This window comes from Methanocella arvoryzae MRE50, from assembly GCF_000063445.1.
Classification (GTDB): domain Archaea; phylum Halobacteriota; class Methanocellia; order Methanocellales; family Methanocellaceae; genus Methanocella_A; species Methanocella_A arvoryzae.
Genome location: NC_009464.1, coordinates 1884094 through 1906953, shown reverse-complemented (window position 1 = coordinate 1906953; position 22860 = coordinate 1884094). Strand labels below are relative to the sequence as shown.

Annotated in this window: 19 protein-coding genes; 8 read left to right on the top strand and 11 right to left on the bottom strand. The window is 52.9% G+C overall.

The genetic code is table 11. From position 1 onward, the window contains the following. Positions 1 to 174: 174 nt before the first annotated feature. From RCI_RS09475 to RCI_RS09455, 5 genes are read right to left on the bottom strand one after another with little or no spacing between them, the layout of a single operon-like run. Positions 175 to 900, bottom strand: a complete 726-nt coding sequence (locus RCI_RS09475) for a M48 family metallopeptidase (protein WP_012036212.1) — start codon at positions 898 to 900, stop codon at positions 175 to 177. After that, a complete protein-coding gene (locus RCI_RS09470; RefSeq protein WP_012036211.1) occupies positions 890 to 3850 on the bottom strand; it encodes a type I restriction endonuclease subunit R in 2961 nt (986 codons plus the stop codon). The genes RCI_RS09475 and RCI_RS09470 overlap by 11 nt, the downstream gene beginning before the upstream one ends. A gap of 1 nt (position 3851) precedes the next feature. Continuing rightward, a complete protein-coding gene (locus RCI_RS09465; RefSeq protein ID WP_012036210.1) occupies positions 3852 to 5201 on the bottom strand; it encodes a restriction endonuclease subunit S in 1350 nt (449 codons plus the stop codon). Continuing rightward, the gene (locus RCI_RS09460; RefSeq protein ID WP_012036209.1) at positions 5191 to 6690 is read right to left on the bottom strand and encodes a type I restriction-modification system subunit M; all 1500 of its coding nucleotides are present in this window, start codon (positions 6688 to 6690) and stop codon (positions 5191 to 5193) included. The genes RCI_RS09465 and RCI_RS09460 overlap by 11 nt, the downstream gene beginning before the upstream one ends. Then, on the bottom strand, positions 6687 to 7247 hold the full coding sequence (locus RCI_RS09455; RefSeq protein WP_048198403.1) for a restriction endonuclease subunit S: 561 nt from the start codon (positions 7245 to 7247) through the stop codon (positions 6687 to 6689). Before RCI_RS09455 ends, RCI_RS09460 begins: the two co-directional genes overlap by 4 nt. A 250-nt stretch (positions 7248 to 7497) precedes the next feature. Here RCI_RS09455 and RCI_RS09450 point away from each other — a divergent pair, with 250 nt between their 5' ends. Both RCI_RS09450 and RCI_RS09445 read left to right on the top strand, forming a co-directional pair. Next, positions 7498 to 8070: a hypothetical protein gene (locus RCI_RS09450; protein ID WP_012036207.1), complete on the top strand. Its 573-nt coding sequence runs from the start codon at positions 7498 to 7500 to the stop codon at positions 8068 to 8070. Beyond that, positions 8067 to 9362 (top strand): HD domain-containing protein, encoded by a 1296-nt coding sequence (locus tag RCI_RS09445; protein WP_012036206.1) that lies wholly within the window; start codon positions 8067 to 8069, stop codon positions 9360 to 9362. Before RCI_RS09450 ends, RCI_RS09445 begins: the two co-directional genes overlap by 4 nt. A 390-nt stretch (positions 9363 to 9752) precedes the next feature. Here RCI_RS09445 and radA read toward each other — a convergent pair whose 3' ends face one another. Then, a complete protein-coding gene (gene radA, locus RCI_RS09440) occupies positions 9753 to 10724 on the bottom strand; it encodes a DNA repair and recombination protein RadA (RefSeq protein WP_012036205.1) in 972 nt (323 codons plus the stop codon). A gap of 619 nt (positions 10725 to 11343) precedes the next feature. On the opposite strand from radA, the gene RCI_RS15850 reads away from it, so the two are divergent. From RCI_RS15850 to RCI_RS09425, 3 genes are read left to right on the top strand one after another with little or no spacing between them, the layout of a single operon-like run. Further along, positions 11344 to 13095 carry a histidine kinase N-terminal 7TM domain-containing protein gene (locus RCI_RS15850; RefSeq protein ID WP_052309950.1) on the top strand — a complete coding sequence of 584 codons (1752 nt, stop codon included), beginning with the start codon at positions 11344 to 11346 and terminating at the stop codon, positions 13093 to 13095. Between the two features lie 4 nt (positions 13096 to 13099). Next, the gene (locus RCI_RS15845; RefSeq protein WP_012036203.1) at positions 13100 to 15181 is read left to right on the top strand and encodes a DUF835 domain-containing protein; all 2082 of its coding nucleotides are present in this window, start codon (positions 13100 to 13102) and stop codon (positions 15179 to 15181) included. Positions 15182 to 15197: 16 nt separating this feature from the next. Further along, on the top strand, positions 15198 to 16037 hold the full coding sequence (locus RCI_RS09425) for an alpha/beta fold hydrolase (protein WP_012036202.1): 840 nt from the start codon (positions 15198 to 15200) through the stop codon (positions 16035 to 16037). Here RCI_RS09425 and RCI_RS09420 read toward each other — a convergent pair. Then, on the bottom strand, positions 16025 to 16432 hold the full coding sequence (locus tag RCI_RS09420; RefSeq protein WP_012036201.1) for a hypothetical protein: 408 nt from the start codon (positions 16430 to 16432) through the stop codon (positions 16025 to 16027). The two genes, RCI_RS09425 and RCI_RS09420, sit on opposite strands and share 13 nt — an antisense overlap. A 48-nt stretch (positions 16433 to 16480) precedes the next feature. Then, complete coding sequence (locus tag RCI_RS09415; protein ID WP_012036200.1) at positions 16481 to 16927, bottom strand: GNAT family N-acetyltransferase; 447 nt, start codon at positions 16925 to 16927, stop codon at positions 16481 to 16483. A gap of 108 nt (positions 16928 to 17035) precedes the next feature. Between RCI_RS09415 and RCI_RS15840 the strand changes: the two genes are divergently transcribed. Both RCI_RS15840 and RCI_RS09405 read left to right on the top strand, forming a co-directional pair. Then, positions 17036 to 17713 carry a hypothetical protein gene (locus RCI_RS15840; protein WP_052309948.1) on the top strand — a complete coding sequence of 226 codons (678 nt, stop codon included), beginning with the start codon at positions 17036 to 17038 and terminating at the stop codon, positions 17711 to 17713. A gap of 152 nt (positions 17714 to 17865) precedes the next feature. Continuing rightward, a complete protein-coding gene (locus RCI_RS09405) occupies positions 17866 to 18420 on the top strand; it encodes a hypothetical protein (protein ID WP_148266584.1) in 555 nt (184 codons plus the stop codon). Positions 18421 to 18834: 414 nt separating this feature from the next. On the opposite strand, the gene RCI_RS17025 is transcribed toward RCI_RS09405, so the two are convergent. The 3 genes from RCI_RS17025 to RCI_RS09395 all read right to left on the bottom strand — a co-directional run bounded on the left by RCI_RS17025 (position 18835) and on the right by RCI_RS09395 (position 21393). Further along, positions 18835 to 18978: a hypothetical protein gene (locus RCI_RS17025; RefSeq protein WP_158308904.1), complete on the bottom strand. Its 144-nt coding sequence runs from the start codon at positions 18976 to 18978 to the stop codon at positions 18835 to 18837. 504 nt (positions 18979 to 19482) lie between these two features. Further along, on the bottom strand, positions 19483 to 20601 hold the full coding sequence (locus RCI_RS09400) for an OB-fold nucleic acid binding domain-containing protein (RefSeq protein WP_048198400.1): 1119 nt from the start codon (positions 20599 to 20601) through the stop codon (positions 19483 to 19485). 135 nt (positions 20602 to 20736) lie between these two features. After that, positions 20737 to 21393, bottom strand: coding sequence for a TetR/AcrR family transcriptional regulator (locus RCI_RS09395; protein WP_012036195.1), 657 nt, complete (start codon positions 21391 to 21393; stop codon positions 20737 to 20739). Between the two features lie 184 nt (positions 21394 to 21577). Here RCI_RS09395 and RCI_RS09390 point away from each other — a divergent pair, with 184 nt between their 5' ends. Next, positions 21578 to 22855: a 3-isopropylmalate dehydratase large subunit gene (locus RCI_RS09390; protein WP_048198398.1), complete on the top strand. Its 1278-nt coding sequence runs from the start codon at positions 21578 to 21580 to the stop codon at positions 22853 to 22855. The last annotated feature ends 5 nt before the right edge of the window (positions 22856 to 22860 follow it).

The following is a 22860-nucleotide window of genomic DNA, read 5'->3' as shown; positions in this document are numbered from 1 at the left end:
CTACGCCTTCGGCTGCGCCAGTCGAACCTCCTTCGCAAGCGCTAAGCGACGCCGCCTACGGCAGGCGTCCATTACCCCGCCGCCTCCGCACCCCTCCGCTTCGCTCCGGGCAGACCCTAAAAACCTCCGTCGAACGCTAAATATTAGAAGGGAATTGTCCCATTTGCTTGATCATTAAAATTCGTATTTCCATCCATCATTTTTCAGTGCTTCTTTCCGTTTCTCATATTCAGGCATGACAGACTTTAACATACTCCAAAACTTCGGTGAATGATCTCTAAATCTCATGTGGCAAAGCTCATGTGCAACAACATATTCAAGCTGAGAGACAGGAGCCATAGCAATTCTTGTGTTAAAGATCAATTGATTCTTAGCAGTACAGCTACCCCATCGCTTTAATTGATTCTTAACAACGAATGCAGGCACTGGCAGATTTGATCTTTTACAATAAAAGTTAATGACTTCTTTAATTTTTTCGGCAGCATGTGTCCGGTACCACTCGTATACTAATTTTTTAGCATACTCGCTCTTATCTGATCTAACACTTTCTGGAACACTGACATATAAGTATTTGCCTACTAGTTTTGCGGATGACTCTGATTTAGTTTTTAGTATTTTTAACCGGTACTGCCTGCCAAGGTATAGAAACGTTTCACCGCTCACATACTCTTTACTGGCAACTTCAGGGCTGATACACTGAAACATATCGATTTTTTTAATCACCCAAGGGGCTTTTTTTATCATCAGGGACTGCGCCTGATCTCTATTAGTATCCTGTGGAACAGCGATCTGCACAGTCCTATCTGGAAGGACAGTGATCGTTGCATTTTTCCTGCGCCTGCTCCTGATTAACTCGTACTGAATTGTTGTAGTTCCAAATTGAATACAGTCAGTTTCCATAGCCGGATAGCCTCCGGGCGGCGAGGTCCATGATCTTAGCAATCATATCTTGAATTTGTTCAGGAGGATACTGGACATCCTTCAGTTTTCGCTTGATGCTTTTCCGCATTTCGCGTTTGGTATCCTCCTTATGCTGCCAGTCTACGACTGCAAAGGTCTTCAATGTCGAATATATATCACCGGCAACCTGTTTCATAGCCTCGACATTATCGAACTTTTCGGCCAGCAGGGAGTAGAATGGGACTACGTCTGGCTCAAGCCCCATCTCAGAAGCTCTCTTTTCTGGTGCCCGAGTACTATCGAGAAGATCTCTTAATAGCTGGAGCTGTACGGCTGAGTTTATCCTTCCTTCGATGTAGTCCTTTATAATACGCTCAAGGCGAATCCTTAAAGATTCGAAGAATACCGGATCATCACCCATCTTCACGTTGATCTCATGCCTGATCGCATGCTCGATGTAGCTGGCTTTAGACTCAGCAGAGCCGAGCTTGTCGATCTCTTCATCGAACTTCTGGGAAAAGATCGGTACTGCCTCCACGAGGGTAGTAATGCCTTCGACTTTGATGTGCTCATCGATCAGCTTGCGAACTTTCTCGCTGCAGCCGTCCAGCGGTGTCTGCTCTTCACGGTAGACGTTACGGGCAGTCATGCGGATGCCGGCCATCCATTTCAGATCATGCATGAAGTCAAGCGCCCGGGGATCTGGCAGCAGCATGTCCATGTACCTGGAGAATAGCTTGAACCGCTGATCAAATGCAGCCCTGCGATCTTCGGGAGCCAGATACCTGACGCATGCCTCATCGAGCGTCTCTCCCGGCTTCTGTGTCGCCTTCGCGGCGTCGAAGAAAGTGATCGCGCTCCTGTATGCCATTTCCAGCCGGGGCAGAATCTCCACTTTATAGTTGGTCAGGATCATGCCCTGCCGCTCCTCGGCACTGTACATGTGCAGGGCTTCCTGCAGGTCTTCTGAAACGCCCCAGTAATCGATGACGATGCCGAAGTTCTTGCCCTCCCGCTTCCGGTTGACACGACCCATTGCCTGTAACAGCGTATGCTCACGCAGCGGGCTATCGAGGTACATGACCTGCTCGACCGGAGCATCGAACCCGGTCAGAAGCTTGTCGCATACCACGAGGATTTTCGGGTCGGCCTCTTCCTTGTAGCGGCGGATGACCTCCTTCTCCTCTTCTTTTGACTTCTGGAACTCCATCAGGTTCGACTCGTTGTGGCCGACTGTGATCAGTACCTCGCTCGATGGCGCTCCGAGGCTGTCCAGAGTTCTCTTGTACTTGACTGCCATCTCCCTGTTCTCGGCAACTATCTGGGCCTTGAAGCCATTTGGCAGAATATGGCTTTCATAGTGCTGGATAATGTCAAGACATATCGCGTTGATACGTGGCGTAGCCATAGCTATCGCTGCTGTAGTAGCGTACTTCTGTTTGATCCGTTCCCGGTCTTCCGGGGAATAGTCCCTGAAGATACGATCAAATAAAGCATCGAGAGATTTGCCGCTCACGCTCAGCTCGGGCATTCGGCTCTCGTATAAGATAGGGACGGTGACTTCATCCTGTACAGACTGGTTATGATCATAACGGTCGAGGTATGGCCCGAACTTGTCGAAGGTGTCCCGGTCACGCTTGAAGATGGGCGTGCCGGTGAAGCCGATGAAGCAGCCGTTCTTAATAGCACGGCGCATGTTCGCTGCCAGCGACCGGTATTGGGTGCGGTGTGCTTCATCCACCAGGACGAAGATGTTGTCATTCTCGGTGAGCACCGGGTACATGTCTGCCGCATCCTGGAACTTCTGGACCGTAGTCATGATCGTCTGCCCTACAGGGTCACGCAACAGTTCCTGCAGGTGCTTCGACGATTTTGCCTTCACAGGATTGGGGAAGCCGCACCGCTTGAACGTGCTGAAGATCTGGTCGTCAAGATCAGTCCGATCAGTGATGATGACGATGGTCGGGTTCTCCAACTCTTTGTTTAGCCTTAGCTTCACAGACGTCCAGAGCATGGTCAGGCTCTTACCGCTGCCCTGCCAGTGCCATACGACACCACCCTTGCGCTTTTCCCGTGATATGCCCCGCAGGATGTTCCTGACTGCCCGGTACTGCTGGTACTTGGCGATCTTTTTGACAGTCCTGCCGCTCTCCCGCTCGAAGACAACGAAAGTGCGGATGATATCCAGCAGGTTCTCTTTAGAGCAGACGCCATAGAGGAATATATCCTGCTCGGTAGGCGGCCTGCCGAGCTTCTTCGCGAGGTCGTCTAAGGTAAAGGGGAACGGCTCCCGCCAGATCGACCAGTCTCGCCGTGGAGTATAGTTTGTCGCGTACTTAGTCTTGTGCTTGAAGGTGGAGGCGACGATTTGCACCGTATGGAACAGCCTGGGAGCGCCCATGTTCCGGTCCGCATCCTCCATCTCCTGGTACCGGCAGATTTGCCTGATTCCCTCATCCATCGGGTTCTGGATCTTCGGGCTCTTACACTCTATAAGCACGAGAGGTATGCCATTGATGAACAGAGTGATGTCAGGAATTATATCTTTGTAGTGCTGCACTCTGAACTGCCGGACAGCCACGAACTCGTTGCGCTCCGGGTTCTCGAAGTCAATGAGAAAGACATCGTGGCTTTTGATGCCGAGGCCGTCGTTCTTGTCCTGCACGACAGTGACGCCCCGCTCCAGCATCGCGTGGATCTTCTCGTTTGCCTCCAATACTGACGTGGCCTGAACGTTCGAGATGTCCCGGGCGACACGGTTGGCGTTGTCTGTACTGATCCATGGGTTCAGCCGCTTGATTGCGGCGATGAGCATCGGGGTAATGACTGTCTCTTTAAGCGACGTGCGCAGTCGGTCGATGTCCTTCGCGAACATCTCCTTCCAGCCCAGGTGTCGGGTGAGGACTTCCAGGGCGGGATCTTCGACTTCGAGGATTTCGGAGTCGGACATTTTAAGGGGTCGCCTCCGGTGCAATAGTGTCGGGTTTTACGCGGATTCTGCCGGTGAGGAGGTCTTGCATGAGTGCTTTTTTAACAAGCTCTATACGCTCACGGTATCGAATTTCCCAAGTTATTTTACTATTGATTTCCCTGATAACCGATGCGATTTTTTCTTGCTCGTCTTTCGGAGGCAACGGAACCAATATATTATCGAGGTCGTCCTGGTTAATCGTCGATTGAGCGATCGCCGATTTCACGAATTTATTAACCTGATTGCGGTACATAGAACTCTGGATGAATAGACCCATGAACTCAGGGAGTATCATCGAGCGGTTGAGTCGGACACGGATATTTTTACTTTCGAATGTGACATGACCCAATCCTGCAGGCACAATACCTGCTTTACCGACAAGATCACGGCTGTTTACCCTGTTAATTAATAGGTCACCTTCAGCAAGCTCATATTCCTTTAACTCGGCATCTGTGACGTTTAAAAGCGGGGAATTGATAGTATTTACAGTACCATCCGCAATGTTATACATCCTGATGCAGGGGTACCCGGAGCCATAGTATTTATCGTGCTTATATATACCATTCTTATATGTGAGAGATAAGGTAGCAAACGGCACACATTTCCAGTGCTTGGGAATCATGCCGAGGGCAGTATCTTCAAGCTCTACATTTCCCATACCTTCCGTCAGGAACTCCTGTATCAACCCTTTCTTTAATTGCCCAGTTCGGGCTACAACACGGTCGGTCTCCTCGATCAGAGAGTCCAGAGTGCCAAGGATGGCGGCGATCTTGCGCTGCTCGCTAATTGGTGGAAGTAATATTTGCTGATCGAGTAGGTCATTATCGGTAACAGCAGGATATCCTGAACCACATTGCAAATCGCATAATTTACCAATAAATCTATCAGTAGTAACAGTTTGAAATACGAAATAAGGCTCTGCAATGTTTTTCATACACCGAAGTACACAAAATGCTGTTGAGCATAGTTGACCTTCTAGATCATCACATATTATGGCTACTCTTTTCAGATTCGGTCGTATGGTTGCAAAGATAATATCGTCGGTTCGTACTATTCTCCGAGCACGACTTGGAGCATTTATTCCTTTAAACTCGTTTACAGATACAACCTTTAAACTCTCATTAGAGACGCTTGAGACATCTATATATTTGAAATACTTGTCAGGCTGTTTTTGAGGGTCGATCTGCTCTGTTTTCTCAACTATGTTCTTTATACTTACGATGCTCCACTCTTCCGGTATTCGTCCCATCGGCGTTTCTTTGTACCCATCATCTGTTTTTCTATGTTCGAGATAATAGGATAGAGCCTTTGTATCCCCATTACTCGACATACCCCAGCTCCTTAAGGTAAGCATCCATCTTCTTCCCGATCTCCGCACGTCGCACCTCGATCTCCTTCAGCTCTTTCAGCACAGCCTTAATATCGATCGGAGGCTCTTCCATAGTAGTGTCGACATACCGGGAAATGTTGAGGTTGTAGTCGTTCTCCTTGATCTCGTCCAATGAGACAATCCTACTATACTTGTCAATATCAATATATTCCCTGACAGCTCGGACGATCTTCTCTATATCCTGATCTCGGAGATAGTTCTGGTTCTTGCCCTCCTGATACTCATCGACGGCGTTGACGATGATGATCTTGCCCTTTCTCTCGGCGGGCTTATCCCTGTTCATAATTAGGATAGCTGCGGGAATGCCTGTCCCATAAAAGAGGTTTGTCGGCAAGCCTATGATCGCCTCGATGAGGTCGTCTTTGATGATGCCTTCCCGGATTTTGCCCTCGGCCGCTCCTCTGAATAAAACACCGTGGGGAACAACTACGCCGAGCTTGCCTTTGCTGTTAAGGGTGGCGATCATGTGCTCAACGAAGGCGAAGTCGCCCTTGGTCTTGGGCGGTATGCCGTAGCTGAATCGGCCAAAGCCATCCTTTTCCGCTTCCTCCCGGCCCCATTTATCGAGGCTGAACGGGGGGTTTGCTATGACGCGATCGAATAGCATCAGCTGTCCGTCCTTGACGTGCTTGGGGTCTCTGATCGTGTCGCCCTTCTCAATGTTTACATCGACATAGCCGTGGAGAACCATGTTCATCTTACAGATGCCCCAGGTGCCGATGTTCTTCTCCTGGCCGAATAGCGATAGGTTCTTGGAGTTGCCGCCATGCTGCTCTACGTAGTGGGCCGATTCGATGAGCATGCCGCCAGAGCCGCAGGTAGGGTCACAAATGCGCATCCCCTCTTTCGGCTCTAACAATTCGACGATGAGCTTAACTACCATCCGTGGTGTATAGAATTCTCCGCCCTTCTTGCCGGCATCATCGGCGAACTTTTCTATCAGGTACTCGTAGACCCTGCCTAGCATGTCGGGCTCGGCAAAGTCGGAGTTCCGCATGGGGATTTTGGAGAAGTGCTGGATGAGCTGGGAGAGCGTGGCGTCGCGCTGCTTGGGTTCGCCGAGCTTGTCTGTGTTGAAGTCGATCGAGGCGAGCAGCCCTTCGAGGACGTTGTTTTTATCTTCGATGGCCTCACAAGCTTTGTTCAGCTTGTCGCCGATATTGGAAGACGATTTCTTGAGCTCCGACCAGCGGGCCTTTTCTGGCACGAAGAACTGGTGCTCGTCAGGATCGTTCCAGGCGGCGTCTTTGTCGCCAGTCTCCTTCTCGATCTTCTCCGCCTCTTCCTCGAATACATCGGACAGCCTCTTCAGGAACAGCATGCCGAAGATGTAATTCTTGTAGTCTGCCGAGTCTATGGAGCCTCGCAGAATATCGGCAGCCTCCCAGACCTTTGCCTTCATCGTCTCAAACGTCAGTTTCTCGCTCATTCCATGACATCTCCTATAATAGTATTTTTTAGCTGTTCTAAGATCATCTGCTCTCTATCCAGTAGTTTCCTGCGTTCCCGTGCCAGTCTCAGGTACCCGGCAATACTCGCCTGCTTATCCGGAGGAGGTACTGGCACAGCCACTTCGAGTAGCGTTCTGGTGTTCAGCCCAGGCATAGTTGAACCGCTTGCTCTTGCCCTCAGTTCTCGCTGACCATAAGGGCTGTTCAGGTATGCCTCCACGATCTCCGGCAGGATTCTATCATTTAGCGTGAACGCGATCAGGTTGGAGCTAATCGCATAGCCTTCATGTTCGCTCCCAGCCACTGCAGCCTTGTAGTTCTGGCCTTTGATGCTTACGACGATATCGTCTTTACTCAAGATGTTTTTAGCAAGTAGCTTCGTATCCTTGATCTTGACTTTATCGACCGAGCGAGTGATGATATTGCCATCCTGGAGGTCTTTGATGTTAACCATCGGTACCACTAAGTCGCCCCCATTGGTGTAATAGGAAGAAATCCCAGACTTTACCGAGACGACTAAGTTGCCGATTGACATTTTTGGTATTTCATTAGATGGCATATTATCACTTTGTCTATTGCAATAGATAATATAACATTATAGTATTTATAGGTTGTTAACGGAGGACTATCAAGCTATTAGTTTACTTTGATATAGAATCGTTTTTAAGGAGTTTTGTTTCATAGAATAATCGGAATATTTTCGGCCTGCATATGGCTCATGTTCAAAAGATCGGACGAATACACTTATGTACTCATAATATAATATGGGTAGGATAGGAAGCCATATGGACCCGATGGATGCAATTTTATTAACGATAGATGCGGCTGGCGGGACGGTCAGCGGCCGTACGGCGATCCAGAAGCTGGTATACTTTGAATCGCAGGCTACAGAAATAAACGCGTGTTATCAGCCGTATTATTATGGTCCGTATAGCGCTGAGGTCGCAGGTGCCACACAGTCTCTGGTATCTTTGCACTTTCTAACGGAAGAGATAGATTACAAAGAGAGTAAAAAATTGCACGGTTCCGAAGACTGGAAGACTTATAAATACAAGCTTTCCGACGACGGTAAAAAGGTTCTCGACATGATCAAGAAGAAGTACCCGGAAGAGTGCGAAGAAATTAAAAAGATCGTCGAGATATGCAAGCAAGAATCTGATTTGGATATTGGTCGGCTATCACGAGCAGCTAAAGTGCACTATCTTTTCAATACATTAACTTGCCAGGATGGAACTGCGTTATCCATATCGGACATATCAGTGATTTCTGAAGAGTATGGCTGGCAACTTTCTGAAGACGATGTCGAAAATGCGTTCGATCTAATCGGCTCGATACAGGTTAAAGCATCAGGAATATGAGCGGCTATTACAAGATAGTCAGAGATCCATTATATGGATATGTTGGCCTTACTCAGGATGAAGTCCGACTTGTAAATACGCCGATTTTCCAGAGACTCCGAAGAATAAAACAGCTGGGAGACGCTCACCTTGTATACCCTGGTGCGTGTCATACACGTTTCGAGCATTCTATCGGTGTTTTGCATGTTGCAGGGCAGATGGCTGATCGTCTAAACCTCAACCCTGATGAAACTGAGATTGTAAGATATGCGGCTTTGTTACACGATGTTGGCCATGGGCCTATGTCCCATAGTTTTGAAGCGGTCATCAATAGTGTGAATAAGACTTCCGGCCATAAGCAAAAGGTTGATCACGAGTATATCGGGCAACAGATCATAGATAATGATGCGGACATAACTGAAGTGATTGGTGATAAAAGAACACAAGTTATCAAATTATTGGCCGAGAAAAAAGATTCACCAATGAAGCAGATTATTTCCGGTAATGTCGATGCCGATCGCTTAGATTACCTCAGAAGAGATTCTTACCATATCGGAGTAGAATACGGTCATTACGATATCGACCGGATTTTATATACAATTAAACCCGTCAGGAAAGGGTCTAAATCGTTCTTCACCATTCACGAAAAAGGTAAGGATGCGCTTGAAAATTTCCGGATGGCACGTTACCTGATGTATACCCAAGTATACTTCCATCATGTGAAGCTAATTGCTGAGAAGATGATGCAGAGAGCTGTGGAAATCGCTGTAAGAGACAAAATAATCGATGGCGATTCGCTGACTTTCTCAAATCGACGATTTATTGAAAACTACCTGTCATATGATGACTATAACTTGTTTTATCGGATCATGTCATCGGACATAAAGAGTACTTCAAAAGAGATAATCAGCAAGATAATGAATAGAAAACTCTATAAAAGAGGATTCGATAGGAGTCTCATCAACATCGAAGACTCGGTATTGCGTTATAGGATATCACAGATGAAAGAAAATGATTTTAGGAGACTGGAAGAGGCTCTTGCAAGTAAATGTGGCTGCGATAAGGACTCTATCATCGTATTCATCCAGCAGATAAATAATCCATTGTATAACTCAACATACCAGATTCTCAAGGATAACCAGTTACCTGTGTATATATCGTTTAATGACAAGAATATAGAATATCTTAGCAATATATCCCCGTTCACTATGGATTCGGATCCCCTTGACAGGTTTTACGTATTTTGTGATGGCAAACACCGAGAGGATATTAAGAAATATACTCTTGATGTTGCAGATGAGGTTTTAGAGTAACACTAACTTAACTCCGATAATTTAATCGTGGTCGGCGAGGCGTTTCAGGCACCAGTCCTGCTCATCAGGGCAGGATGCGGAGATGGCCTGGCAATGGATGCCTGCCGTAGGCGGCATTGCTTAGCGCTTGCGAAACCATTGAGCGGAGCGAGCAAGCGAATCTGCGAGCTCTGCTGAATGACGAGGGTGCGAGCGCGGCTAGGACATTGAAGCACCCGAAACGACGAGTAGCCCGTCATCAGACAGGCGCCGAACCGCGAAGAGAAGTATTGATAACTGAGAGAACTGAAAGAACGGGCGCCGAACCGCGAAGGGAACGGTGTAAGTCAAAGATATCTGGTTTTGCTTCAAGCTGAAGTGATAATAAAAAAGAAAGAGACTGAACTTTTTTCAGTCCCTCAGTCCCTCGGTCGTCACCGAGAAGATCGCCTCGCCCTCGGGCAGGTTCGGGCTGTCGACCAGCCTTGCGATCCTCTTCTCGCCCTTCGACTTCCTCAAGTACAGACGGAACGTGGCTGTGTGCCCTACAATATGCCCACCAATAGGCCTCGTCGGGTCGCCGAAGAACGCGTCCGGCTTGGCCTGCACCTGGTTGGTGACGACGATGGCGGCGTTGTTGATATCGCCGAACCGCATCAGGTCGTGCATGTGCTTATTCAGTTTTTGCTGCCTGTCCGCTAAAGTTCCACGGCCCACGTATTCGCTCCTGAAATGCGCGGTCAGCGAGTCCACGATTATTAATTTTACAGGTCTGTCGGAGTCCCTCATCTTCTCCGCCAGCTCAGAGGCGCTCTCCACTAAGAGAATCTGGTGGTTGGAGTTGTACGCCCTGGCCACGTGGATGTTCTTCAGGAAGTCCTCCGGATCGAGGTCTTCTCCGCCTTTGAGGCCCTTGACCATCTGAGCGATACGCTCCGGCCTGAAGGTGTTCTCGGTGTCGATCATCACCACTGAGCCGCCCAGCCCGCCCTGTTCAGGGGGGAGCTGCACATTGACTGCCAGCTGGTGGGCTACCTGGGTCTTGCCGCTTCCGAACTCGCCGTAAAACTCGGTGATCGACTGCGTCTCCACCCCGCCTCCGAGCAGATCATCTAAGGAGTTGCAGTTGGTCTTGAGCTTGCCTACGGCTTTGCGCCTCTCGAACACGGTGTCGCCGGTCTCGAAGCCGCCGATGTTGGAGCATTTCTTGGCTGCGGCCACGATCTTGGAGGCGGTGTTCTCGCCGACCTCCGCTGCGGCTGCCAGCTCCGACGGCGATGCGACAGCGATCGCCTCGATGGATGTATATCCTGCCTCTTTGAGTTTTTCGGCGGTAGCAGGCCCCACGCCAGGTAAGTCTTCTATGGTTAGTTTCTCTGCCATTTTGTAACCTCACGGCTATTAATTAAATAAAATATCGCCTGTGTATATAGAACGTTATCGTAAGCGCATTGAAAGTATTACGCCGCCCCCACATACAGGCCTCTGTATCATCTAGCGGGTGGGCGATCTATGTATACTTTCTCAGCCCGGAAAAAAAGAAGAAGGCGGGTCCGGGCAGGGCGGCTGACAGGCAGGCATACTCTTGATAGTTCTCCTGTGGACACACTCTGCCGGGCCGTCATAAAAGTTTCAGGAATAAATAGACTATAAGAATATCAATTTGTAATTACTGGTTAGGTAGGTTATGTTTATTTTAATAGTGGGTGAAACAAGAGTTATTCGCGCGAGTAAGCCGGTTTAGCATCCCGTTGCCTGCGCTGACATCCCGGGTGGAAAATGAAGCTGCTTACTGGTACACTGGCCATTATGCCCTTTACTATTGCTGGCGTGATCCTGCCAGGGTACGGAGTGTCTCAAACCAGGGCGAATACGGTGAGAGACAGGAGCAGAACGGCGGCAGGGTACCAGGGATGTATCCGGCGGCGTGGCCGGGAGGAACAGCCGTGATCGGGTATACAGGAAGGTGCCTATACAGTTCTCTGACAGGGGGAGAGCGGACATGATCTTCTACTTTTCGCCATACATAGTCGTGCTGGTGATCTGCGCCATCATCTCGGCAGTTCTGGCAGCGTACGTCTGGCGGCGGAGGGCTTCGCCGGGGGCGGTGTATTTCATCCTCCTGATGGCGTGTGCCGCCGAATGGTCTCTTGCCGGCGCTCTGAAGATGGTCTCGCCTGACCTGCAGGCAAAAATCATCTGCACCCAGCTATCCTACCTGAGTGTCGTCTTCATCGGCCCGCTATGGGTGCTCTTCGCCCTGGACTACAGCAGGCACAGGGAGTGGATCACCGGCGGCAAAACTACGCTGCTCTGCATTATCCCCCTGGTCACGCTCGCTTTCGTGCTGACCAACGGGTGGCATGGGCTGGTATGGCCTCAGGTCACGCTCGCCTCAAATGCGCCGGAGGCCACCCCGATCTACCAGCACGGGATCGTGTACTGGATCCACACAGCGTACTCCTATGCTTTACTCTTCCTTGGCTATTGTATTCTGGCGATAACGGCAATTCGCTCTACCGGTCGGGAGCGCCTCCTGATCATGACAATACTGGCATGCGTCGCCGCCATGTGGGCAGGAAGTATGCCGTACGCCATCACGGGCGCCCCGTTAGTGGACGCGGACTTGACCCCGGTGGCAATGACCGTTACGGGATTCCTGTTAGCCTGGCTCATTTTCCAGAAACGGCTCTTCGACATAGTCCCTGTGGCCCGGGAAAAGCTGATCGCCAGCATGTGCGACGGAGTGATCGTGATCAACGACGAGGGCCTGGTCGTGGAGATTAACCCTGCGGCGCGTGAGCTAACGGGTGCCCGGGACGGGGATATTGGAAAGCCCGCCGCAGAAGTACTGAAGCAGTGGCCGGACCTGAGCCGCTGTTGTACTGATGGGGCTATCGGTGCCCCGGCGGAGATCCTGATGGATGGCCAGGGAGGACCGAAGTGGCTGGATATCAGGATATCGCCGCTGCAGAGCGCAGGATCCGGGCAGGCCGGGCGCCTGATTGTCATGAGGGACATTACCGAGCTCAGGCGGAGAGGGGAGGAGCTGAAACGGTCCCACGAGTCGCTGCAGGCCGAGATGTGGGAGCGGAAAAAGGCAGAGGAACAGATTCGGCATTCGCTCCAGGAAAAGGAGGTGCTCCTCAAGGAGATCCACCACCGTGTCAAGAACAACCTGCAGATCATCTCCAGCCTCCTCAGCCTCCAGGCCGGCACCAGCAGCAAGGAAAGCGCAGCCGCCTTCACCGAAAGCCAGAACCGGATCAGGTCCATGGCCCTGATCCACGAGAAGCTCTACCAGTCCAGTAACCTCTCCCGTATCGACTTCGGCGGGTACGTCTCCGGCCTCATGAGCCACCTCGTCAAATCGTATGCTCCCGGCCCCGGCATCTCAGTCGATATAGACATCGAAGACATCGCCCTCGACATCGACCTGGCCATACCCTGCGGCCTCATCATCAACGAGCTGGCCAGCAACTCGCTCAAGTACGCTTTCAAAGACGGCCGCCAGGGCAATATTCTGATCCGCATGGAGAAGACAGGGTCCCTGTACACGCTTACTGTAGGCGACGACGGCGTCGGCCTGCCGCGAATACTGGATTTCCGCGACTCCCCGTCCCTCGGCCTGCAGCTGGTCAACACGCTTGTCGATCAGTTAGAAGGCACCATCGAGCTCGGGCAGGATACAGGAACAACATTTAAGATAACCTTCAAAGAGATAACACATAAGGAAATGAGGGAACCCGGGTGAGCGTATGGTAAAGATTCTGGTAGTAGAAGATGAACACATCGTGGCGATGGACCTGCAGAGCAGGCTGGTAAGCCTGGGGTACGAAGTGCCCGAAACGGCCTCGTCAGGGGAGGAAGCGGTGGAGAAGGCAGGCCGCATCCGCCCGGACCTGATTCTCATGGACATCTTCCTGGGCGGGGAGATGGACGGCATCGACGCCGCCGGAAAGATCAAGGAGCTCTACAACATTCCCCTCATCTACATCACCGCCTACGCGGACGCCAGCACCCTGCAGCGGGCCAAGCTGACCGAGCCGTTCGGGTACATCCTCAAGCCCTTCGAAGAGCGGGAGATGCTCACCAACATCGAGATGGCCCTGTACAAGTCCCGTATGGACTCCCGGGTGAAAGACAGCGAGCGCTGGCTGGCCACCACCCTCAAGAGCATCGGCGACGGCGTGATTGCGACGGACGACAGGGGCGAGATCAAGTTCATGAACCCGGTCGCCGAAACGCTCACCGGCTGGATGCAGGGCGCAGCCATGGGCCGCAGGCTGACCGACGTCTTCAGGATCACCTCAGAGGCCGGAAAGCCCCTTGACGAATCGGTGGGAGAGCTGCTGGGCGGGGGCGAAACTGAGATTCCCCCTAACGTCCTGCTCATAGGAAGAGATGGAAAAGAGACGCCAGTCTACTGCAAGGCCGCCCCGATCAAGGCCGCCGAAGGAGGCAGCACGACGGGCGTGGTCGTCATCTTCAGCGACACCACCGAACGCAAGCGGGCGGTAGAAGCCCTGCGGCGTAAGAACCGCGACCTCGAAGTCTACAACGCGATCACCACTGCCATCAACCGGTCCGGAAGCATCGAGGAAATGCTCAACGAAGCCCTGAAAGAGTCGGTGGAACTGCTGGAGGCAGACTTCGGCGTGCTGTACCTCTTCGAAACTCAGGAGCGCTACGCACAGCTCGCGGCCATCGTGGCAAAGCCGGGGTCAGAGAAAGCCATCCGCTGCAGGCAGGTGCTCCACGACGTCGCCATACCCCTGGGCACAGTCTCCACAGGTGTCCAGTCTATCTTCGAGGACTCTATCGTTGCCACAGTAGTGCCCATTACGGCCAGAGGAAACCTGCTGGGCCTCATGGCATTCCACGTGTCCGGCGACTGCAAGGCCGTAGAGGGCTGTGACCGGGCAGCCATGCTCATCGGCGCCGGAGCCCAGATCGGCATCGCTGTGGAAAACTACCGGCTGTTCAAAAATGTGCAGGACACCAGCCGCTATCTCGCGGACATCATCGACGAGTCCCCCGACGCCGTGCTCACCGTGGACATGGGCGGCTTCATCGTCTCCTTCAACAAGAGCGCCTCCCGCCTGCTGAAATACACGCCCGCCGAGGTCAAGGGCCGGCACATCACCTCGCTCCTCCCTGACGAGGCAGGCGTCGACCGGGGCGAGAACAGAAACTACGTCCGGGACTTCAAGTGCAAGGACGGCTCCGCGATCACCCTGAACATCTCGACGTCCACCATCATCCGGGACGGCCGGAAGAACGGGTTCATAGTGACCCTCAAGGACCTGTCCGCGATCACGGGCCTCAAAATCACCCCCCTGATGGAAAAAGCCGTCGACACCGCCCAGCGGTACCACTTCGAAAAAGGGAACATATACCTCTTCGACCGGCGTGCCGGCCACCAGTATATGGAGGTATTTGCAGATCAGGTGAAACACAACATCCAGGGTTTATGTATAACGAGGCAGAACCCGAAGAAGGTCCGGGAGAAGTACGGCCTGGAAAAGACTCCCATCGTCTGGCTCACCGGCGGGGACGACCCCGGCGGAGAGATCACCATGAGGCCGGACAACCTCACCGGCCTGGGAGCGACGCTCGGCAAGTTCATCACAGGCACTCACAATGGCCTCGTCCTCATCGACGGCATGGAGTACCTCATGACCCGCAACGGCTTTGAGGCAGTACTAAAGCTCGTCCAGTTCCTCAACGACAGGATCATGCAGAGCGACTGCGTCGTCCTCCTCTGCATGGACCCGCTGACTCTGGAAGAACGGCAGTATAACATACTCAGGACCGAAACACAGGAATTCACCGGATAATACAAGGTGGCCGGCAATGGAACAGAAAACGCAGCCCGACGAAACAGAGAAGACGATAAGCAGGCCCGGATGCGACGTGCACTACTGGGTTTCCGGGAACAGCAGCAAGCCGCTGATCATCCTCATCCACGGCGCCTGTGCCGACCACCGGCAGTTCGACATGCAGATCCCCTGCCTGATCCAGGACTACCAGATCGTGCGAGTGGACGTCAGAGGCCACGGGCTTTCCAGACCCCTCGCAGGCCCTTTCAGCGTCCCCGACGCGGTAGAGGACATCGTCAGCATCCTGAAAGAGACGGGCCGGAACAACGCCATCTTCCTCGGCCAGTCCAACGGCACCTACATCATCCAGGAGCTTGAGTTCAGGCACCCCGGAATGGTCAGGGCCATGATCATCGTGGACGGCACCTACATCTTCCAGAAGCTCTCCCGGGCTGAAAAACTGCTTCTAAAGCTGACACCCGCCATAATGAGCCTGTACCCGTACGGCAGCCTCATCAAAAGCATGGCGGACGGATCCGCGGTGAAAGAGTCGACCAGAGCATACCTTCGGGAGACCTTCGGCCGCCTCTCCAAAGCCGAGATCATCAACATCATGAGCGGAGTCTCCGGCTGCGTCCACCCGGAGCCCGGCTACCGCACCGGATGCCCGCTGCTGTTGATTAGAGGAGAACATGATAAGCTGGGCAACATCAAGGCCGCGATGAAAGAATGGTCCCTCCGGGAGCCCCGGAGCAAATACGTCGTCATACCCGACGCGGGCCACTGCTCAAACCAGGACAACCCAGAGCAGTTCAACGCCATGATGATGGAATTCCTGAAAGGGCTCCCCGAGCTTGTAAGCTACAGCAGGTAAACGTATACGATATACACGAGCAGGGCGTTGATCATCGCGAAGGTCATAACCCCAGCCGCCCCCAGCGCCCCGGCGCCGAGAATGATCGCCGCCGTGATCGCCTTCTGCGCCAGGTTGTAGACCCAGTAGACCAGCCCGTAAATTTTTTTCACCACATACAGCCCGAAGCTGGTATAGCCAGCCGCTTTCCCCGGCCTGTCCCCGATGTAGCCCTGCAGTATGGCCAGAATGTCCCTGATGAGCTGGTTGACGATCTCCTGAAGAAAGTCTTTGACAGCGTTGACCAGAAAGTACCCTGCGACCAGAGCGCCCAGAATAACCATCCCCGCGATCAGGATGAAGTCGATCATGAGCAGGACAATGATGACCAGGTAGACCAGCCATTCAGAAGCCATATCACTAGTTCCATATGATATCTGAGATAAATAGTTTCACAATCGTGGTTACTGTATCAGCTGAAGCACAGTCATCCGGGGCATGAAGCCGAAGGACTCGTAAAACGGGATCGCCGCCTCGTTGCCGGCTGCGACTGCCACGATGATCTTCTCCGGGCCGGCGGCTTTCAGCCAGGCCAGCGCCCGGTACATGAGCTGCTCCCCTATGCCACTGCGACGATAGGCGTCCTCGACAAAGATAGAGTCGACCTCCCCCGTGTCCCCTGCAACGGTGCAGACGCAATAGCCGACGGGCGCCCGGTTGCAGATGGCGATGATGACTCTGAGCCGCTCCTTCTTCAGAAGATCAGCCTTGCGGACGTCGAAGGTCATCTGCTCGTAGTGCTGGCGGAAGCCGGGGGAGCGCACCAGGTGATGAACGTTCAGCTTCTCCCACAGGGGGCGGATTAATTCCAGGGACTCCGGGCCCAGCTCTAAGTAAGTGACGTCTGCCATACTGGTCGGCCTGATCATAGTACCTACATGCCTATTTGCTTTACTGTCGAGAACAACAGTGGATATAATAAGGTGTTATATAGTAAGCCGTTAATAGTTAGATACCATATGAAGTCAGGGTGGCAGGCATTATGGATCGTGCTGGTGCTGATAGCCGGCACGCTTGCCGTCAGCGGATGTACCTATGACAGCCAGATCACATCACCGCAGGGCAACGAGCAACTATCGCTGCCACAGGACAAGTACGTGGCTATCGAGGAACATCTACAGGTCAGCAGCAAGCTGATCAATGGCACGTACCCATTTCCGCCGCACATAAATTTGTCCGTGATATACAGCTATGATGGCATCATTGATCCGGGGCTAACATCAAGATATAATTACTACCCGGAGGTCAATGAAAGTTTTAATGTCCTGTACGGCACGACCTTCGCAAAGGACGTAACTTACTGGAATACCATGGTCGGCTTGAGAATCAAAGGTGTATATCACTTCCCATACACTGGAGAATCTGGCTTTAAGCTACAAAGAGTAGACAGCGACGGGACGATATACGCTAGTTACAATAACACTTCGATCGTTTTAAAGGCTGGCGACAAATGGGTATCCCCTACATACAGCGAGGCCAGAACAGATAGCGGAATGGCTTTTGGGGAAACCCCTTATCAGTACACTGCCGTATACAACACGACCTGGACTGTGACGAACCTGGGAGTCTTCGATAAGGCGAACCTTACGAAATATCATAATAACCAGTCAGATACCGGATTTTACATGCCGTATTAAGAAGAGCGGACAGGTGAGTAATAATGGCCCGAAGCATTACCAACTTACTTTTGTTATTACTTATCGCATGCATGCTTACATTGAGCGGATGTATCTCAGGTAGCCAGGATGCACAACCACAGAATATCGGAGAGAAAACCCTGCCTCAAGATATGTACGTGGCAGTCGAGGAACACCTGCTGGTCGACAGTAATCTAATCAAGGGAACATACCCATACCCCATGAGCATCCCGCCACCGTCCGCCTTTTATTATGATGGCACGACTGCAAGCTCATCCGGTCTCCCGTCATCCATCGACGAAGGCTACTACCCCGAGGTCAACGACAGCTTCCAGGTACTGTATGGCACGACTTCTAAGCGTAGCATCGCTCCGAATGCGGTCAGATCTGGCCTGCTGATAAAAGGTGTTTACAACCTTCCATATGCGGGTGAATCCGGCTTTACCATCCAGAATATCGCAAGAGATGGAACTATTTTCGCTAACTACGGTAATGCGTCTGTTACGTTGAAGCCCGGGGAAGAATGGGTTTCGCCTGTTACTACTGAGATCAGCAAGGGTAACGGCTCATTTGCAGGAGCCTCGTATGCATATACTACGATTATCAACACCACCTGGACCGTTACAAATCTTGGTGTCTACGACAAGGCGAACCTGACCAGGTATCGCAATAACCAGTCCGATACCGGCTACTATAGGAGTTATTGAGAAAGAGAACGTAAGAGAAGTCAACACTTTACGTTTTTAAATATGTGCTCGTACATATGACACGAAGTATAGTCACATGAAAAATTTTTTCATTGTTCAGACTTGAGCGTACTGCCGCTCATCGATCAGAAGCCTGCGAAAAATGCGTTATATCGGCTATGGGTATAGGGCCGCCAGGCACGCCAAGAGGCCAAGCCCGCCAAGAGCCATTTTTTAATGGAACGCCAGGGGCTCTTCGATCAGGATTGTTACGAATAGCTAAATATAGCTTGGCGAGCCTGGCACCTTGGCGGTCTTGGCGGTATTTTCGACCCTTTCAGGGCAAACGTTAAATTTTTAATATCCCATTACTTGAAAATTCCCTTTTCATCCACGAGTCATTACTGGAACATTTTGTACGAGTGCCCGTACCATTTACACGAAGTACCCGAAGTACGCGAAGTTCTCAAAGTACGGTAAAAAGGCATGCGGTAATATGATCTTATAGTAAAACTTTGCGTACTTCGCGTACCTTGTGTACTTTGTGTAAACGGTACCTGACAGTAAGAAAAGTTTCAAGAATGACTCTACTTGAAGTATGGTCTATCCCAAAACATTTTGGACAGTTCCTTGCCAGGATGTTCGCCTTTTGAACGCCTGCGAATGCAGGCGTTCTCAAGGCGATTCACGACAGCCGATTTTCCCTCCCCTTTCCTCCGGCCCCTCACTGTCCTCCTCTCAGACCTCCTGACCTCCCGGACCTCCCAGCTTGAAAAGTCTCTCAGACCTCCGTGCACTCCCCAACCTCACATTTTGCCGGGTACGTGTGCGCAAGCCGGGCTGACATGGAGGTTTCGGAGGCTCCGGAGATCAGAGAGAACGATCTCGGGGAGAGGTCAGAGAGGTCAGGAGATCAGAGAGGAGGACAGTGAGGAACCGGAGGCTCCGGAGGATTGAATGACGAATATCCAAAAAGTTACAGATACTTTTTACATCATCCGATGGTCGTCGGACTCAAAAAGGAAAATAGACAATTGCATTGAGTGACGCCGGCGTACAGGCGTCACGTCACAATAAGTTAAATCACTCGATCTTCCGGACCGTGCTGCGCCAGTTCGCCGAAAGCTCGATCTCCTGCTTCATGTTGACCCTGGCCTGGGCATCAGTTACAATAATCTTGTCGCCCACGGACAGCGCTTCTGCGACGTTGGCCAGCTCGCCCCAGAAGACGACTCTGATGCGGCCGGACTCGTCGGAGATGTGCACGCCGCACAGGCGCCCGGGCTTGCCGTCCTTGGTGGTGAACTCCCTGACGCCGTCGATGCCCGTAACCGTACCCTTGACATTATAGTACTGGTCCGGCACGATCTCGCCGATCTTGGTGACCTCTTCCTCGTACTGCACTGGCTTCTCTGCCTTTCTTATGATGCCCCGGCTGCCGACCTGCAGCTCGACGCCGCCGTTGAAGGACTCTCTGGTATAAGCATGTAATAGCTCGATGCTCTCCCCGGGCTGGAAGGGGTCGAGTTCGGCGATCTTGGTGTCCCACACAGTCACGCGGATCTTGCCGGTGTCGTCGCCCAGCATTAAGGAAGCGAGGCTGCCGGTGGAGCCGTCCTTCCGGGTGAAGGTCCGGGGCTCCTGCCGGGACAAGATGACTCCCTTTACGGACACGTTGCCCAGCCCGGCCTTGAGGTCCTTGATCTTGCTCATGGAGTCCTTGACGGTGATCTTGGCGTCATCCTTCATAAGCCCGCCGCCCCGGCCGATGCTGACTTCCAGGCCCTGCTGGCCCTCCTTGATGTATCCCTTGACCCGGATGACGTCGCCTTCCTTGAGGTCGCCGGTCTTTATTAAATCTGCGAGGTCGTCCCACAGTACTACCCGTATTTCCCCGGTCTCGTCGGCCACGAGGATGTTGGTGACCCTGCCTGCGGTGCCATCCTGGCGGGTGAACTCCCGGGGCGGGAAGGCGCCGGTGATCTTGCCCACGAACTCAGCGTTCCGCTTGTCCAGGGTGATGTCCTTGATCTTGATGGCTGCCGCTCCCTCGACTCCCAGGTCGTGCGCCACCAGCATGGCTGCCGTGCGCTCGTCACAGAGGCCTCCCATTGCCTCCATCTTCTCGTCTACCAGCTTGCTAAATTCCTTCTGGGAAATCTTACCGCCCAGCTTTTCGTAGATGTCAAGGGTATCGGACATGCTCAAGTCACTCGCTGAAAGTAAGCCTTAGAGTATATTAATGTTGTCGATGCGGGCCTGAAAAATGTAAAAAAAGCCGGCGGCTGAGGAGGTCTGCATCGCACTCATTAAAGATAGCCCTGCATGCGACGGCCTTCACCGGTACTTCTCTTTATTCTCGATGGCCTGCCGCAGCATGTCCAGGGTGAAGTAGACGATCTCATCCCTCGTCGCTGTCGGACTGCCCCTGGTAACATGGACCTCGTGGGAGGTCCGGATCATGGCGGTCGTGGCTTCCATAAGGAGCAGCGCAGTCTTGCGGGGCTCTGCCGTCGGGCGGATGGTGCCGTCCGCTATTCCGACCCTCACCGCCTCGACGGTGGTCTGCAGAGCCCGGTGCTTGGCATGGAGGAACTCGTCCCGGACGGTCTCGCTCAGAGTGCCGACTGCGCTGCGCTGCTGGGCGTCGAGCAGCATGCCGAAGTAGAAGGGGTATTTCCTGGAGAACTCGTAGTAGGCCAGCCCGCCTGCGTAGGTCTTGCTGATCCCCTTCTTCTCCCGGGCCATGGCCGCTCCGATCATCTCTCCAAGGAGGGCGACCCCCCGGAGGACGACTGCGATGTACAGCGCCTCCTTGTTCTCGAAGTACAGGTAAAGCGTGCCCTTGGCCAGCTTAGCCTCTTTTGCCACATCGTCCATCCTGACGCTGTCGTAGCCCTTCACAGAGAACAGCCGCTCGGCCGCGTCGACGATGGAAGCGCGGCGCTCTTCTTTTTCCTTCTCCTTTCGCTCTGCCGTGGTCCCCACGATCATCACGCCCTGCAATCCTCGATCATTTCATGACCAATGGTCATATGATGACTTATGGTCACTTTTGCATATATAGCTTTGCGTACTGCGATTTAGGATATAATTATAACTTATTTACACTGTAAAGTCACTTTAGTCCATGGGTAGATTTATAAAGGGCACAGAGCAACTAGCCAGTGTAATCATTATGGCCACCAAGCTGACAATCACTGAAAAGATCTTCGGCAGGGCCTCCGGGAAGAGCGTGAAGGCCGGCGATTTCGTGCTGGCCGACATAGACCGGGCGATGACTCACGACATCACCGGGCCGCTCGCCGTAGAGGGCTTCTACGAGATCGTGAAGAACCAGGAAGAGAAGAAGGTGTGGGATCCTGAGAAGATCGTCATCCTCTTCGACCACCAGGTGCCCGCGGACTCTCTCGCGGCGGCGCAGAACCACATCATGCTGCGCAAGTTCGCGAAAGACCAGAAGATCAGGCACTTCTACGACGTCTTCGAGGGCGTCTGCCACCAGGTCATGCCGGAGAAGGGCCACGTAGAGCCGGGCATGCTGGTCGTGGGCTCCGACTCGCATACGTGCGCCTACGGCGCGCTCGGCGCCTTCGCCACGGGCATCGGCTCCACAGACATGGCCGCCGCCTTTGCGCTGGGCAAGCTCTGGTTCAAGGTGCCCGAGACCATCAGGTTCGAGGTCAACGGCAGGCTGGACGATCGTGTGAGCAGCAAGGACGTCATACTCAAGCTCATCGGAGACGTCGGCGCGGATGGCGCACGCTATAAGGCCTGCGAGTACGCCGGCGAGGTCATCGAGAGCCTCGACATCTCCCAGCGGATGACGATCAGCAACATGGCCATCGAGATGGGCGGCAAGGCCGGCATCGTCGAGCCGGATAAGAAGACAGAGGAGTACGTGAAGGCCAGGGTCAAGGGCTACAAGCTCGACAAGAACATGAAGAGCGACGAAGGCGCGAAATATGCCGACGTACGGGAGTACGATCTCTCGGAGATGCCCCCGCAGGTCGCCTGCCCCCACAACGTGGACAACGTGGTCGACATCTCTGAGGTAGAGGGCAAGAAGATCGACCAGGTGTTCCTGGGCAGCTGCACCAACGGCCGGTTCGAGGACCTCAAGATAGCGGCCGAGATCATGGGGTCTAAACCCGTTGCCAGAGGCGTGCGGATGATCGTCATCCCGGCGTCGAGGACCGAATACATGAAGGCCCTGAGAGCTGGCCTGATCGACCAGTTCATGACCGCCGGCGCTATGGTCGAGAACCCGTGCTGCGGGCCGTGCATGGGCGGCTCCTTCGGGCTGCTCGGGCCGGGAGAGGTAGGCCTTTCCACCTCGAACAGGAATTTTAAGGGCAGGCAGGGCAGCGCGGACGCGTTCGTGTACCTGAGCTCGCCCGCAACCGCGGCGGCCTCTGCGATTAAAGGCAAGATCACCGACCCGAGGAGCGTGTGAGAAAC